12 protein-coding genes are annotated in these 14,516 nt (G+C 69.5%); 4 read left to right on the forward strand and 8 right to left on the reverse strand.

Annotation, left to right across the window (positions count from 1 at the left end; genetic code table 11):
- The first annotated feature begins 11 nt into the window (after window positions 1-11).
- Entirely contained in the window at window positions 12-746 is a 735-nt protein-coding gene (locus BEK98_RS05800; RefSeq protein ID WP_094215294.1) for a type 1 glutamine amidotransferase family protein, read from the forward strand.
- Between the two features lie 107 nt (window positions 747-853).
- Here BEK98_RS05800 and BEK98_RS05805 read toward each other — a convergent pair whose 3' ends face one another.
- Window positions 854-1,894: an NAD(P)-dependent alcohol dehydrogenase gene (locus tag BEK98_RS05805; RefSeq protein ID WP_094215295.1), complete on the reverse strand. Its 1,041-nt coding sequence runs from the start codon at window positions 1,892-1,894 to the stop codon at window positions 854-856.
- A 179-nt stretch (window positions 1,895-2,073) separates the two neighbouring features.
- Here BEK98_RS05805 and BEK98_RS05810 point away from each other — a divergent pair, with 179 nt between their 5' ends.
- Complete coding sequence (locus BEK98_RS05810; RefSeq protein WP_094215296.1) at window positions 2,074-2,970, forward strand: helix-turn-helix domain-containing protein; 897 nt, start codon at window positions 2,074-2,076, stop codon at window positions 2,968-2,970.
- Between the two features lie 49 nt (window positions 2,971-3,019).
- Here the strand turns inward: BEK98_RS05810 and BEK98_RS05815 are convergent, their stop codons facing one another.
- The 6 genes from BEK98_RS05815 to BEK98_RS05845 all read right to left on the reverse strand — a co-directional run bounded on the left by BEK98_RS05815 (window position 3,020) and on the right by BEK98_RS05845 (window position 11,592).
- The gene (locus BEK98_RS05815; protein WP_094215297.1) at window positions 3,020-3,790 is read right to left on the reverse strand and encodes a group II truncated hemoglobin; all 771 of its coding nucleotides are present in this window, start codon (window positions 3,788-3,790) and stop codon (window positions 3,020-3,022) included.
- Between the two features lie 47 nt (window positions 3,791-3,837).
- Window positions 3,838-7,140 (reverse strand): S8 family peptidase, encoded by a 3,303-nt coding sequence (locus tag BEK98_RS05820; protein WP_208643019.1) that lies wholly within the window; start codon window positions 7,138-7,140, stop codon window positions 3,838-3,840.
- A gap of 244 nt (window positions 7,141-7,384) precedes the next feature.
- Window positions 7,385-8,068 (reverse strand): ABC transporter ATP-binding protein, encoded by a 684-nt coding sequence (locus BEK98_RS05830; protein ID WP_094215299.1) that lies wholly within the window; start codon window positions 8,066-8,068, stop codon window positions 7,385-7,387.
- 84 nt (window positions 8,069-8,152) lie between these two features.
- The gene (locus tag BEK98_RS05835; RefSeq protein ID WP_094215300.1) at window positions 8,153-9,613 is read right to left on the reverse strand and encodes an ABC transporter permease; all 1,461 of its coding nucleotides are present in this window, start codon (window positions 9,611-9,613) and stop codon (window positions 8,153-8,155) included.
- 165 nt (window positions 9,614-9,778) lie between these two features.
- Window positions 9,779-11,026 (reverse strand): L,D-transpeptidase, encoded by a 1,248-nt coding sequence (locus BEK98_RS05840; RefSeq protein WP_244201759.1) that lies wholly within the window; start codon window positions 11,024-11,026, stop codon window positions 9,779-9,781.
- Between the two features lie 221 nt (window positions 11,027-11,247).
- On the reverse strand, window positions 11,248-11,592 hold the full coding sequence (locus BEK98_RS05845; protein ID WP_094215301.1) for a hypothetical protein: 345 nt from the start codon (window positions 11,590-11,592) through the stop codon (window positions 11,248-11,250).
- A 111-nt stretch (window positions 11,593-11,703) separates the two neighbouring features.
- Here BEK98_RS05845 and BEK98_RS05850 point away from each other — a divergent pair, with 111 nt between their 5' ends.
- Window positions 11,704-12,039 carry an LAETG motif-containing sortase-dependent surface protein gene (locus BEK98_RS05850; RefSeq protein WP_094215302.1) on the forward strand — a complete coding sequence of 112 codons (336 nt, stop codon included), beginning with the start codon at window positions 11,704-11,706 and terminating at the stop codon, window positions 12,037-12,039.
- A gap of 42 nt (window positions 12,040-12,081) precedes the next feature.
- Entirely contained in the window at window positions 12,082-12,867 is a 786-nt protein-coding gene (locus tag BEK98_RS05855; protein WP_244201760.1) for a hypothetical protein, read from the forward strand.
- 67 nt (window positions 12,868-12,934) lie between these two features.
- Here the strand turns inward: BEK98_RS05855 and hutH are convergent, their stop codons facing one another.
- Window positions 12,935-14,473: a histidine ammonia-lyase gene (gene hutH, locus BEK98_RS05860; RefSeq protein ID WP_094215304.1), complete on the reverse strand. Its 1,539-nt coding sequence runs from the start codon at window positions 14,471-14,473 to the stop codon at window positions 12,935-12,937.
- Window positions 14,474-14,516: the final 43 nt, after the last annotated feature.

Genomic DNA, 14,516 nt, shown 5'->3' on the forward strand with positions numbered 1-14,516 from the left:
GAGGATTCCGGATGAGCGGTTCTGTGTTTCTGATCGGTGGCGGGTGGGACGCCCCGGAGGTGTACCAGCCGTTTCTGCGGCGGGCGGCGGCGCGTGGTGGGGGTGTGCCGCGGGTCGGGTGTGTGATCGTCGACGAGGGGGACGGGGCGGAGCAGTTCGAGCGGTATGCGGGGGTGCTGGGGAAGGCCGGTCCGTGTGCGCCTGTGCCGTTGCTCGTGCCGGTCGGGGGGCGGTTCGAGCCGGAGGGGGTGCTGGACGGTGTGGACGGGCTGCTGGTGTGTGGCGGGCTGACGCCTGCCTATCAGGAGGCGTTCGTCGAGTGCCTGGACCGGCTGCCGCGGCTGCTCGCCGAGCGCGGGGTGCCTTACGCGGGATTCTCGGCGGGCGCCGCCGTGGCCGCGCGGCGGGCGGTGGTCGGCGGGTGGCTGGCGGACGGGGTGCCGGTGTGCCCCGAGGACACCGCGGAGGACCTTGAGGAGATCGAGGTACGGGCGGGTCTGGGGCTCGTGCCGTTCGCGGTGGACGTGCACGCCGCGCAGTGGGGGACGCTGGGGCGGCTGGTCGCGGTGGTGCGGCGCGGGGAGGTGCCGTACGGCGTCGCCGTCGACGAGAACACCCTGGTGGAGGTGGCCGGCGGGAGCGGACGGGTGGCCGGGCTCGGGCGCGTGCACGTCGTACGGCCCGGTGGGGAGGGAGGGGTTGCCGTGCGGTCGTACGGCGCCGGGGAGGTCTTCGGTCTCTCCTAGGCCCTGTCGGACCCCTCGTCGCGCGGCCGCCGGGGTCTCGGGAAGGAGACCCCGGCGGCCGCGCTCGGAGTGCGGGTCGAGCGTGCGTCGCTCGGGTGCCGCGTCGGTCAGATGGTGGCCGTGTCGATGACGAAGCGGTAGCGGACGTCGCTCGCCAGCACCCGCTCGTACGCCTCGTTGATCTCGGCGGCGTTGATCAGCTCGATCTCGGCGCCGATGCCGTGCTCGGCGCAGAAGTCGAGCATCTCCTGGGTCTCGCGGATGCCGCCGATCATGGAGCCCGCGAGAGTCTTGCGGCCGCCGATCACCGAGAACAGGTTGAGGGAGACGGGCTCCTCGGGCGCGCCCACGTTCACCAGGGCGCCGTCCACCTTCAGCAGCGACAGGAGCGCCCCGAAGTCCATCGGCGCCGACACCGTCGAGATGATCAGGTCGAAGGTGCCGGCCAGCTCCTCGAAGGTCTTCGGGTCGCTGGTGGCGTAGTAGTGGTCGGCGCCCAGCTTCAGCCCGTCGTCCTGCTTGCGCAGGGACTGCGAGAGCACGGTCACCTCGGCGCCCATCGCGTGCGCGATCTTGACACCCATGTGGCCCAGGCCGCCGAGCCCGACGACCGCGACCTTCTTGCCGGGGCCCGCGTTCCAGTGCCGCAGCGGGGAGTAGGTCGTGATGCCCGCGCACAGCAGCGGCGCGGCCACGTCCAGTGACAGGCCGTCGGGGATGCGGACGACGTAGTTCTCGTCGACGACGATCTTCTGCGAGTATCCGCCGTAGGTGGGCTCGCCGTCCTTGCCGACGGCGTTGTACGTGCCGACCATGCCCTTGAGGCAGAACTGCTCCAGCCCCTGGAGGCAGTTCTCGCACTCGCGGCAGGAGTCGACCATGCAGCCGACGCCCACCCGGTCGCCGACCTTGTACTTCGTGACACCGGCTCCGGCCTCGGAGACGACACCCGCGATCTCGTGGCCGGGGACCATCGGGAAGATCGCCGTGCCCCAGCCCTCGCGGGCCTGGTGGATGTCGGAGTGACAGATACCGGCGAACTCGATGTCGATCAGGACGTCGAACTCACCGACCGCGCGCCGCTCGATCGTGGTCCGCTCCAGCGGGGCCTTCGCGGCGGGCGCGGCGTACGCAGCAACAGTGGTCATGCCGGGGTTCTCCTAGCGGGGGTTCGTGCCCGGTTGCCTTTCGACCGGGTACGGCGTCCAGCCTGCCGCGGGCGCCGCGACTCACCCAGACCACGGATCTTCGTACGACCGCTGTGCCTACCACTGGCGGGGTCAGGCTCGCGGGCGTACGACCACGGGATACCGTCGATACTGGCGATATGGACGAACAGCGGGACGCGGCCGCCGGCCGGCCCCTGGACCGGCGGGCCGAGCTGAGCGAGTTCCTGCGCAGCCGGCGGGCCCGGCTGAAGCCGGAGGACGTGGGGCTGCGCGACTTCGGCCGGCACCGCCGGGTGCCGGGGTTGCGCCGCGAGGAGCTGGCCCAGCTGGCCGGGGTGTCGGTGGCGTACTACACCCGGCTGGAACAGGGCAACGGGCGCAACGTCTCGGCCGAGGTCCTGGACTCGATCGCCCGCGCCCTGCGGCTGACGGACGCCGAGCACGCCCACCTCACCCACCTGGCCAAGCCGAAGGCGCACAAGAAGAAGCCGGCGGCACGGCAGCAGCAGGTGCGCGTGGCACTGTGCCAGCTGCTGGACGTGATGGAGGGGGTGCCGGCGTACATCGTCGGGCGCCGTGCGGAGATCCTGGCCTGGAACCGGATGGCGGCCGCGGTCTTCGGCGACTGGTCCGAGCTGCCGCCCGTCGAGCGCAACTGGGCCCGTCTCGTCTTCCTGCACCCCGACTACCGCGACCTCTTCGTCGACTGGGAACAGAAGGCGATCGACATCGTCTGCGCCCTGCGCATGGACGCCGGCTGCTATCCGGACGACCCGCGGCTGTCCGCCCTGGTGGGCGAACTCTCCGTCAAGAGCGACGAGTTCCGCCGCCTGTGGGCGACCCACGACGTCAAGGAGAAGAGTCACGGCGTCAAGCGCCTGCACCACCCCCTGGTCGGCGACCTGTCCCTGCACTTCGAGGGCTTCCGCCTCACGGACGACTCGGACATGTCCCTGGTGACGTACCACGCGGAACCGGGTTCCCCGTCGGCGGAGTCCCTGCGCCTGCTGGCCAGCTGGGGCACGGACGCGACCCGGGCGGCACGAACGGCCTGAGGCCTGAGCCCCGAGCCCTGACTCCTGGGTCCGCCGCCCGGGCCGGCTGTCACCCCTGGTAGGGCGGCATCGCTCCCCACGACCACTTCGGCACCGGCTGCTCGGCGGGCGGCTTCGCGTCCTGGCCCGAGAAGTACACGGCCAGCCGCGTGCCCCACTCCACGTAAGCCAGGAACGCCGACCGGAACTCCGCGTCCTTCGGGAGGCCCGCGTCGTCCGCCGCGTCCTGGACGAGGTTGACCCAGCGGCGGCGCTGGGGCTCGGTGATGTGCTTGCCGAAGTGCTTGGCGACCATGTGGCCGTGGCCGCCATGGGTGTCGGAGTACGCCGCCGGGCCGCCGAAGACCTCGGCGAGCCAGAGGGCGACGTGGGCGGCGTGCTCGGGGGCCAGGTCCGCGAAGAGGGGCGCCAGCAGGTCGTCCTTCAGGACCTTGTCGTAGAAGACCTCGGTCAGGCGGGAGAAGGCCTCGGCGCCGCCCGCCCAGTCGTACAGGGTGGGGACGGCGCCCCCACCGCCCTGCACTCCGGTCGGCCGGTAGTGGCGCATCTCCTCGATGTTCTCCACGTACGGCCGGATCTCCGCGAAGAACGGCGGGAAAAGCTCCGACCTGCGGAAACCCTCGATGTGGTCCTCGGTCGACGTCCAGGTGATGCGCAGGATCCAGGACTCGGGTTCCTCCTCGCAGCGGGTCAGTCCGTAGTCGACGCACTGGGGAGCGGCGGCCAGCTGGACGGCCGCGCGGGTGTAGGCGGCCAGGAACGGGGCCGCCTGCTGTTCGGGAACGCGGTAACGGATGTACTCGACTGTGTTCGCCGTCATGCGTGCACACAAGCACGAACGGCCACGGCCTACTCAGGTACGGCGGCTCACTTGCCGTAGTACGCGTTGTAGATGGTGATCGTCGACGTGTTGCCCTTCTTGTCGGCGATCTTGGCGCGGAACGAGATGGCCTTGTCCTTCGCCGGGTTCTTCACGGTGATCTTGCCGCCGCGGACGTCGACCTTCTTGAAGGTCTTGCCGTCGTAGGAGACGTACACCGTCAGGGACTTCAGGTTGCTGCCTGCGGCCGCGCCCTCGACGGTGACCGGGAAGGTGACCGTCTTGCCGGCCTCGACGCGGCTGTCCAGGCCGGTCTTGGCACCGAAGTACAGGGCGGACACGGGGAGCTTCGCGGAGCCGCTCGCCGGCTTCTTGGAGCGGAAGGTCCACGCCGCGTCGATCCGCGAGGAGGCCTCCGACACCTTGGCCGAGCGCTTGACCGAGGTGGTCAGCTTGTACGCGGCGTCACCGGCGGGCACCTTGAAGGACTTCTCGCCGAACAGCGGGTCGTCGTTGGAGCCGACCTTGACACCGTTGCGGTACAGGGTCGTGGTCGCCGAGGAGAACGTCGAGTAACCGACGTGCTTGGCGCCATCGGCGAACAGCGGCAGCGAGCCGTAGATCTCGTTGCCGTCCCGGAAGAGACCGAAGTCGGCGTTGACGAGCGGGGCGAAGACCGCGGTGTTGAAGGTCTTCGTGTACGACTTGCCCGCCGTGTAGGACTGCGCGTTCAGCGAGTAGGCGGCATCGGCGAGCGGGAACCCGTCCGGGTCCACCCCGCCGTCCTGCTCGAACTCCAGCTGCCACTTCACGCCGCCCTTGGCCGACAGGTGCAGGGTGCGGGTGCCGGGCAGGGTCTGCGGGATGCCGATGGAGGAGGCGCCGCCGCTGCCGGGCAGCCAGCCCACCGCGTTGACGGAGCCCTTCTTGCCGCTCGCGGCGGCACCCAGGCGGGCCTTCACCGTGGCCAGGTCGCTCGCCTTGTAGTGCTTGGTGTAGCCGGTGGCGAGCTTGGTGACCGGGCCGCCCGAGGTGACGTCGTACTCCTCGGTGGCACCCTTGGACCAGTGCCCGTCCCACTGCTGGTACAGCGTGCCGGCGGGCAGCGACGCGCCCAGGTGGGCGGTGTGGAAGTTGTCGTACGAGTCGAGGAACCAGCCGTAGCCGTACTGGCCGTCACCGATCGTGACGTCCCACTCCGGCGAGGCGAACTCGGACTTCGCGCCCGTGGCCGGGACGGTGATGTCCACCGGCTTGGCCTTGCGCGCGTCGATCGTGATCGTCTGCTTGCCGGAGACGGTCAGCTTCGGCTGGGCGATCCAGTCGATGCCCTTGCTGGCGTCCTTCGGGTCCACGTAGGTGGCCGTGTTGAGGATGTACGTGCCCTTGGGCGCGCGCACCTTCACCGTGCCGGACGGGTCGTACGGGTTCAGCCACTGACCGTTGGCCAGGCCCGCCACACCGGTCAGGTCGGCGTCGAAGTACTGGGCCGGCTTGCCGTCACGACCGATGAACTTCAGCGTGACGTCGTACGACTCCACCTCGCGCTGCACCGCGGCGGCCGTGCGGACGGTCTGTCCGCCGCCGGTCGCGGTCACGTACGCGGAGTAGGCGCCGTCGACGGTGCCGCCCAGCTTGGTGTTGACCGTCAGGTCGACGGCGGCCTTGCCGTGCGCCGGGACCGTCACCTTGGTCGCGCCGAGCTTGAAGAAGCCCGCCGGAGCCGCCTGGCCCTTGGGGTTGGTGGCGGTGCTGGTCAGGTTGAGGGTGACGTCCTTGTCGCCGAGGTTGCGGTACGACACCTGCTTGGTGACCGGCTTGTCGTCGGTGTGCGGCCACTGCTGCACACCGAAGCTGACCGACACCGGGTCGGCGATCACGGACTGCTTGATGGCCTTGTCGACCGCGATCCGGCCCGAACCCTGCTGGAACGGCGTGTACTTGCCGCCCTTGGCGGAGCCGGTGAGCGCGCCCTTCAGCTCGGCGTAGCCCCAGTCGGGGTGCTCCTGCTTGAGGATCGCGGCGGCGCCCGCGACATGCGGGGTGGCCATCGACGTGCCGGAGATGGTCAGGTAGCCCTCGGGCTTCTCACCGACCTCCTGGTCGATGACGCTGCCCTTGGCCGCGGCGGCGGTGATGTCCACACCGGGCGCGGTGACGTCGGGCTTGATGGCGCCGTCGCCGGTGCGCGGGCCGGTCGAGGAGAAGTCGGCCAGCTTGTCGTTGCCGTCGACCGCGCCGACGGTGAGCGCGGCGTCCGCGCTGCCCGGCGAACCGATCGACTGGGGGCCCTCGTTGCCCGCGGCGATCGCGAACAGGATGCCCTTCTCGGCGGAGAGCTTGTTGACCTCGGCCTCGAGCGGGTCCACCTCGGGCGTGTCGTAGCCGCCGAGGCTCAGGTTGATGACCGAGGCGCCCTGCGAGGCCGCCCACTCCATGCCGGCGAGGATGCCGGAGTCGTCACCGGAGCCGTTGTCGTCCAGGACCTTGCCGTTGAGGAGCTTGGCGTCGGGAGCGACACCCTTGTACTTGCCGCCCGACTTGGCGCCGGTGCCCGCCACGATGGAGGCGACGTGCGTGCCGTGACCGAAGTGGTCCTTGGCGTCGGCCGCGGTGGAGAAGTTCTTGGACTCGATCACCTGGTCCTTGAGGTCCGGGTGACTGGTGTCCACACCCGTGTCCAGGACGGCGACCTTGACACCCTTGCCGGTGTAGCCGGCGGCCCATGCGACCGGGGCGCCGATCTGCGGCACCGACTTGTCGAGGGAGGCCTTGCGGACGCCGTCGAGCCAGACGTGCGCGATGCCGGAAGCGGTCTTGTCGCCGTTGGTGACGGCGTCCCACAGCTCGGCGGTGTCCTTGACCGGGGTCTGCACCGCGTCCGCGTTCAGCGCCTTGAGGCTGCGGCGCAGCTGGCCGGCGTCGCGGACGTCCTGCTTGGCGGTCGTGGCGGCACCGCTGTAGCCGACGATGACCTTCAGGCCGTTCTTCTGGGCCTTGCGGGTGGCGGCCTTGTTCAGCTCGGTGATGTCGAACAGCCGCTGGTCCAGCTTGCCGGAGGCGACCAGGCGGGCCGCGTCGGCGGGGATGACCAGCGTGTGCCCGTCGGCCTTGCGGACCTGGACGGGTATGTGCTCCCGCCCCTTGGCCCGCTGAAGGCCGACGACGCGGCCCTTGGCGTCCAGGGCGACACGGTCGCCGGTGATCAGGGTGACGTGGTGCTTGGCGGTGAGCGAGGAGGCAGCGGCCGAGACACGCTGCTCGGGCTTCGCCGACGCGGGGCTGGTCATGCCCGCGGCGAGGGCGACAGCTGCGGCGGTGGCCACGGAGGCCGCTGCCGCTCTTTTCACTTGTCTGCGCAAGACTCTCCCCCTGGAGATGGAGTACCGAGGTGAATTCCCCATTCACCCGGCCGGGGGTAGTCCCGTACACCTGCACGTCAACCCCCCGGATCACGAAGTATGCCGGGGGGTGATCAGACGGCTCAATAGATGAGAGGACAGTAAGAAAGCGCTGACCGTAACTGTTACGCGCCGGGGGAGATACCGTTACAGAATCGGGAACTCGCCTTCGTGCGAACGGTGTTACAGGCCGTCAGGCGCCCGCGTTCTCCTTCACGGTGATCCTGCCCTTGCGGATGGTGGCCACGCGCGGGGCCTTCTTCGCGATCGCGGAGTCGTGGGTGACCATGATGAAGGTCAACCCGTGCTCCTTCCACAGGCGTTCGAGTACGTCCATGATCTCGTCGCGCATGCCCTCGTCGAGGTTGCCGGTCGGCTCGTCGGCGAGGAGGACCTTCGGTCGTTTGACGAGGGCTCGGGCGATGGCGACGCGCTGCTGCTGCCCTCCGGACATTTCGGAGGGCAGGTGGTTCAGGCGTTCTCCGAGCCCGACCGACTTCAGTGCCTCGGCGGCTCGTTCGCGGCGTTCCTTCACCTTCACGCCGAGCGGTACGAGAGCGGTCTCTACGTTCTCCTGCGCGGTGAGGGTGGGGATGAGGTTGAAGGACTGGAAGACGAAGCCGATGTTCTCGCTGCGGACCTTTGTCAGCCGGGCTTCACTGAGTTTGGCCAGGTCGGTGCCGTCCAGGACTACTTCGCCGGACGTGGGGCGGTCCAGGCCGCCGAGCATCTGCAGGAGGGTGGACTTGCCGCCGCCGGTGGGGCCCTGGATGACCAGGCGGTCGCCGTCGCCGATGGTGAGGTCTATGCCGTCGAGGGCGTGGACGGTGTCTTTGCCCCTGGTGTAGCGCTTGGTTACGTTTCTGAGTTCGTACATGGTGGCTCCTGGGTTCGTGTTCGGCTGCGGATGGTGGGGGCTGGTCGCGCAGTTGGGACCGGTCGGCCCCCGTCAAAAGGCGAGCTACTCCACCCGCCGCAACGCGTCCGCCGGACGCAGCCTCGACGCCCGCCAGCCGCCGAACGCTCCCGCGATCAGGCCGCCGGCCACCGCCAGGCCCACCGCGAGGAGGATCGTCGTCACGCTCACCGGGGCCGTGAGGGCCACCTCCAGGGTCTTCGCCGTCCGTCGGCCGGGGCCTCCGAAGCCGGCGCCGCCGCCGGGGCCGCCGCCGAAGCCGCCGCCGCCCGTGCCGCCGCCGAGCTGGGCCTGCAGGCTGGGGCTGATGGCCGTGACGGCGTACGCGCCCGCCAGGCCGAGTGCGATGCCGAGGGCGCCGCCCACCAGGCCGTTGACGACGGCCTCGCCGACCACCTGCCGGGTCACCCGGCCGGACTTCCAGCCCAGGGCCTTCAGGGTGCCGAACTCGCGGACGCGCCGGGAGACGGCGGACGAGGTGAGCAGGCCCGCGACCAGGAACGCGGCCACCAGCACCGCGATGGACAGCCACTTGCCGACGTTGGTGGCGAGGGAGGAGGCGGTGGACAGGGAGCCGGAGACGGTGTCCGCGAGGTCGGCGGAGGTGGTGACCGTCGTACCCGAGACGTTCTTCTGGATCGCGGACTTGACGCTGCCGATCTGCTGCGAGTCGGTCGCCTTGACGTAGATCGTGGTGACCTTGTTCTTCGAGTCGCTGAGGGTCTGCGCCTGCTTGAGCGGGATGTACAGGTTGGCGGCCGAGTCACCGCTGTCGGCCGTGGCGATGCCGATCACCTTGAACTTGACGCTCTTGATGGTGACGGTGGAACCGACCTTGTACTTCTTCTCCTTGGCGTAGGCGGAGTCCGCGACGACGACCTTGGCGTTCGTCTCGGTCGTCTTGAACGTACGGCCGCTGGTGATCTTCGAGGAGGTCAGCGGGCCGAGGGCCGGCCTGGTGACGTCGGCGCCGTAGACGGAGTAGTTGTTGACGTCGAAGTTGGCGCCGCCGCCCTGTACTTCGCCCTGCGGCTGGCCGCTTCCGCCGGGGCCGCCGCGCTGGCTGCCGCTGTTGCCGTTCTGCTGGAACTGGCCCCGCGTGAACTGGCCGTTGATCTTGATGACCTGCAGGCTCAGCCCGCCGACCGCGTCCGAGACGCCGGACTGCGCGCCGACCTTGGTCACCGTCGAGGTCGACAGCGTCTGGAAACCCTGCACCATGACGCGGTCGCTGCTCTGGGTGGAGTCGTCGTCGTTGCCCCGCGCGTCGAACTGGAAGCGAGGCCGCTGGGCGTCGCCGGTGGACGCCGACGCCGCCTTGGTGACCGTCATGTCCGTGCCCAGTCCGTACAGCGACTGCAGGACCTTGTCCTGGGCCTTCCCCATGCCACTGGACACGGAGTTGACCACGATGACCAGTGCGATGCCCAGGGCGAGGCCGGAGGCGACGACCAGGGCCGCCTTTCTGCGGCGGCGCAGTTCGCGCCTCAGGTAGGTGAAGAACATGCCCGCAAGCTAGGGACAGACCGTGATGACTCGATAAGTTCGAAATAAAAGAACCATGAGAAGGCTGTGGCCGACCCCTGGAAGGCCCCAGCAAGTCCTCGGAAAAGCCCCGGAAACACCGATGCCGCCCCTGGGGGCGGCATCGGAATCGCTGTGCGCGGGCTGTCAGACGGCCGAACCGGCCTTCCACTGCGCCCAGTCCAGGTTCCAGCCGTTGAGGCCGTTGTCCGGGGCGACGGTCTTGTCACCGGTGTGCTGGATGACGACCACGTCACCGAGGAGGGAGTTCTTGAACATCCACGAGCCCGGTGTGTTCGGGTCGTTCGCGCCCTTGGTGTCGGACAGGCCCACGCAGCCGTGGCTGGTGTTCACGCTGCCGAAGATGGATTTCGCGCCCCAGTAGTTGCCGTGCAGGAAGGTGCCGGAGTTGGTGAGGCGGATGGCGTGCGGCACGTCCTTGATGTCGTACTCGCCCTTGCCGTCGTCGTCGGTGAAGCCCACGGTCGCGCCGTTCATGCGCGTCTCCTTGAACTTCTGGGACATCACCATGATGCCCTCGTACGTCTTGTTCTCCGGCGAACCGGCGGAGATCGGGATGGTCTTGACGACCTTGCCGTCCTGCGTGACCTTCATCTGCTTGGTCTGCGCGTCGACGTAGGAGATCTGGTTGCGGCCGATGTGGAAGGTGACCGTCTTCTGCTGCACGCCGTAGACGCCGCTCGCGCCCTCGACACCGTCGAGCGTCAGCTTCAGCGTGACGGTGGAGTTCTCCTTCCAGTACGCCTCCGGACGGAAGTCGATGCGGTTGGCGTTGAACCAGTGGCCCACGACCTCCTGCCCGCTGCTGGAGGTGACCGTGATGCCCTTCTGGACGGCGGCCTTGTTGGTGATCGCCTTGTCGAAGTTGATCGACACGGGCATGCCGACGCCGACGGTGGAGCCGTCCTCGGGCGTGAAGTTGCCTATGAAGCTGTTGGCCGGGGAGACCGTGGTGAAGGTGGCGTTCTCGTGCGCGACGAGGCCGGCGGAGTCCTTGGCCTCCGCGGCGACCTGGTAGCTGGTGGAGCGCTCCAGCTGGGCGGTGGGCTTCCAGCTGGTCTTGTCGGCGGACAGCGCGCCCGCGACCGCCTTGCCGTCGGCGGTGGTCATGGTCACACCGGTGAGGGTGCCCTTGGCAACCGTGACGGCGGCCGAGTTGTTGATGGAGGCGTTGTTGGAGCCGTCCTTGGGTGTGATCGTGATCTGGGCCTCGGACGACTTCTTGGCCGCCGCCTCGTCGGCCTTGGCCTGGGAGGTGTCGCCGTTGTCGGCTGCCTTGCCATCGCCGCCGCCGGAACATCCGGTGAGTACCAGCACACCGCCGAGCAGTGCGGACGCGACCGTCAGGCCCTTGCGCCGCTTACTGTCCGTCATCACACGCTTCTCCATCGCTGCCGAATCCGCGGAATCCCCGAGAGTCCCCGTCGAGAACCATCAACGCTACGGCCGGTCCGCCCCGTTCCACATAGATCACATGTGTGGGCCACACCACGTCCCGCCCGGGACGGGTGGTGCGGAAGTCGTCCGTGCACTCCCCGAAACGACGAGACCCCGGACGGCGGTTGCCGTCCGGGGTCATGGGTTCCCCGTGACGCTCAGCCGATGCCGCCCTCTTCCTCGTCGTCGCCCCCATCATCCTCGTCCAGCTCCCAGTCCGGCGAATCCGGGTCGTACTCGATCCGCTCGCTGGACCAGGAGGCCTGCTGGAGCTCGACCCCGGGCACCTCGCTGACCAGGTCGAACGGGTCCACGAGATAGGCGAGGGCCTCCGCGGTGTCTTCCGTCACAGCGCCCTCGGCGTGGGCCCGCTCCTCCGGAGGCAGCTCGGGATCGGCGGCGATCCGGCGCAGCGCGGCCTTGGTCACCCCGTCCTCGTCGTGCACCTCAAGAACCAGCTCCACCCGAAGCCGTACAAACCGTGATGTCTCTTCCGTGCTCATGACGGGAGCGTACGACTGAAACCTCCCGTGACTTTCCCGTGACCCGCGACTTTCACTAACATCGCCCCCACACGGCCAATTCGCCAGCGTCACAAGGGGGATCGATATTCCGTGTCATCCGCTCGCCGCCCGCTGCTGACCGCCACCGCCGCGGGAACCCTCCTGTGCGCCCTGTGGTTCGTCCCGTCCGCCAACGCGTCCCAGGACGGCCCGGCCAGAGCGACGACCGAGGTGACGGAGGTGACCGGGACGACGCGGGTCACCCAGCAGGCGAAGGCGATCTCCGAGGCCACGACCGCGGACGCCGCGGACGCCGCGGACAGCACCCAGCTCGCCGACACCGGCAGCTTCGACACCACGCCGTACGTCGTCGGCGGCAGCCTGTTCCTCGCCGTGGGCGCCGGGTTCGTGGTGTATTCGGTTCGCCGGGAACGTCTCGATTTTTAATTGAGCTTGACTGTTCTTTGACAGAGAACGCATAGTCCGCCCATGAAGAGATCATCGGGCGTGCGGCTGTGCGCCACCGCAGCTGTGAGCGTGCTGTCGCTCGCCCTCATCACCGGCTGTTCCGACGGGGGTTCGAAGGACTCCGGGGACGGCAAGGGCGGGAAGTCCGCCGCGAAGGCGCTGAGCGCCGCGGAGCTGAAGCAGCTGATCATCGCCAAGGGCGAGGTGCCCGGCTACAAGGTGGGGCCCGTCGAGGGCGGCATCCCCGACAAGACCAAGGTCAAGTCGGACGACGCCCAGTGCGACCCGGTGCTCCGGGCCCTGACCGGCATCGCGCCCGGCGAGCCGGCGGCGAACACCAGCCGCATGGCCACCGAGGACAAGAAGGACCCCACGGACGACGCCACGTCCCTGGACGACCTGGCCGACGGCAAGTTCGAGGACTCTCTCGGCGAGTCCATGGACCTGGACGTCACCGTGGTCACCCTGTCCTCGTACGACGGTGACGGCGCCGAGGCCGCCCTGAAGTCGGTCTCCGACGCGGTGAAGGGCTGCTCGGGCGGCTTCTCCGGCGAGCAGGACGGCGAGAAGGGGAAGTTCACCAAGGTCGCCGAGGAGAAGTCCTCGGGCACGGGCGACGAGTCGGTCGCCTTCACCGCGACCAACGACGCGGGCAAGGACGGCGCCCTGCCGCTGCACGCCGAGGTCGTGCGGCACGGGAACACCCTCGCCACGTACACCACCATCAACATCGGCGCGATGATGTCCAAGAAGGCCTACACGGTCTCGGCCCCGGTCATCAAGGCCCAGACGGCCAAGCTGAAGTGACATAGCGACACGAGGAGGGGCCCTGTCCGCCGGACAGGGCCCCTCCTTTTTGTGTCTTTTTCTGGTCCTACTGAAGCGGACCGGTGACCGTCTCCGCGGCGGCGACCAGGTGACCCGCGCGCACGAAGGCGTCCGCGGCGGCCAGGTCGGGCGCCAGGAACCGGTCCGGGCCGGGACCCTGCACACCGGCCGCGCGCACGGCCTCGATCACGGCCTGCGAGGCGGGCGCCGGGGTCAGGCCCTCGCGCAGCTCGATGCCGCGGGTGGCGGCGTACAGCTCGACGGCGATGATCCGGGTGAGGTTGTCGACGGCGGTGCGCAGCTTGCGCGCGGCCGACCAGCCCATGGACACATGGTCCTCCTGCATGGCGGAGGACGGGATGGAGTCCGCGGAGGCCGGTACGGCCAGCCGCTTCATCTCGCTGACCAGGGCGGCCTGCGTGTACTGGGCGATCATCAGCCCGGAGTCGACACCCGCGTCGTCGGCGAGGAACGGCGGCAGCCCGTGGCTGCGGTTCTTGTCCAGCAGCCGGTCGGTGCGGCGCTCGGCGATGGAGCCGAGGTCGGCGGCGGCGATGGCGAGGAAGTCCAGGACGTAGGCCACGGGGGCGCCGTGGAAGTTGCCGTTGGACTCGACGCGGCCGTCGGGCAGCACGACGGGGTTGTCGACGGCGGAGGCGAGTTCCCGCTCGGCGACGAGGCGGGCGTACGCGAGGGTGTCCCGGCCGGCACCGGCGACCTGCGGGGCGCAGCGCACCGAGTAGGCGTCCTGGACGCGGGGCGCGTCGTCCTGGTGGTGCCCGGTGAGCCCGGAGCCCTTGAGGACGGCGAGCATGTTGGCGGCGGACGCGCCCTGCCCCGGGTGCGGCCGGATGGCGTGCAGCTCGGGCGCGAGGACCTTGTCCGTGCCGAGCAGCGCCTCCATGCTGAGGGCGGCGGTGATGTCGGCGGACTTGTACAGGGCGTCCAGGTCGGCGAGGGCCATGACCAGCATGCCGAGCATGCCGTCGGTGCCGTTGAGGAGGGCGAGGCCCTCCTTCTCGCGCAGCTCGACGGGCTGGATCCCGTGCTCGGCGAGCAGCTCGCCGGCGGGCCGGACGCTGCCGTCGGGACCCTCGGCCTCCCCTTCGCCCATCAGGGTGAGGGCGCAGTGGGAGAGCGGGGCCAGGTCGCCGGAGCAGCCGAGGGAGCCGTACTCGTGCACGACCGGGGTGATCCCGGCGTTCAGCACGTCGGCCATGGTCTGCGCGACCTCGGGCCGCACACCCGTGTGTCCCGAGCAGACGGTCTTGAGCCGCAGGAACATCAGGGCCCGTACGACCTCACGCTCGACCCGCGGGCCCATGCCGGCGGCGTGCGAGCGGACGATGTTGCGCTGCAGCTGGGCGCGCAGTTCCTGGCTGATGTGCCGGGTCGCCAGGGCTCCGAAACCGGTGGAGACGCCGTAGACCGGGTCCGGCTTGGCCGCCAGGGCGTCCACGATCTCCCGGGCCGCCGCGAGGGCCGCCACCGCCTCCGCCGACAGCTCGATCCGGGCGCCGCCGCGCGCCACGGCGAGAACGTCGGACGCGGTGACACCGGACGTCCCCACCACCACAGTGTGCATATCCATATTCAGGAGCGTACGCATTGAATGCGTTGATGTCACT

The sequence above is a fragment of the Streptomyces diastatochromogenes genome, assembly GCF_002242805.1.
Classification (GTDB): Bacteria; Actinomycetota; Actinomycetes; order Streptomycetales; family Streptomycetaceae; genus Streptomyces; species Streptomyces diastatochromogenes.

Coding starts and splice junctions, on each gene's coding strand:
- BEK98_RS05800 (WP_094215294.1), top strand. CDS start 12: ATGAGCGGTTCTGTGTTTCTGATCGGTGGCGGGTGGGACGCCCCGGAG.
- BEK98_RS05805 (WP_094215295.1), bottom strand. CDS start 1,894: ATGACCACTGTTGCTGCGTACGCCGCGCCCGCCGCGAAGGCCCCGCTG.
- BEK98_RS05810 (WP_094215296.1), top strand. CDS start 2,074: ATGGACGAACAGCGGGACGCGGCCGCCGGCCGGCCCCTGGACCGGCGG.
- BEK98_RS05815 (WP_094215297.1), bottom strand. CDS start 3,790: ATGACGGCGAACACAGTCGAGTACATCCGTTACCGCGTTCCCGAACAG.
- BEK98_RS05830 (WP_094215299.1), bottom strand. CDS start 8,068: ATGTACGAACTCAGAAACGTAACCAAGCGCTACACCAGGGGCAAAGAC.
- BEK98_RS05835 (WP_094215300.1), bottom strand. CDS start 9,613: ATGTTCTTCACCTACCTGAGGCGCGAACTGCGCCGCCGCAGAAAGGCG.
- BEK98_RS05840 (WP_244201759.1), bottom strand. CDS start 11,026: ATGACGGACAGTAAGCGGCGCAAGGGCCTGACGGTCGCGTCCGCACTG.
- BEK98_RS05845 (WP_094215301.1), bottom strand. CDS start 11,592: ATGAGCACGGAAGAGACATCACGGTTTGTACGGCTTCGGGTGGAGCTG.
- BEK98_RS05855 (WP_244201760.1), top strand. CDS start 12,082: ATGAAGAGATCATCGGGCGTGCGGCTGTGCGCCACCGCAGCTGTGAGC.
- hutH (WP_094215304.1), bottom strand. CDS start 14,473: ATGCACACTGTGGTGGTGGGGACGTCCGGTGTCACCGCGTCCGACGTT.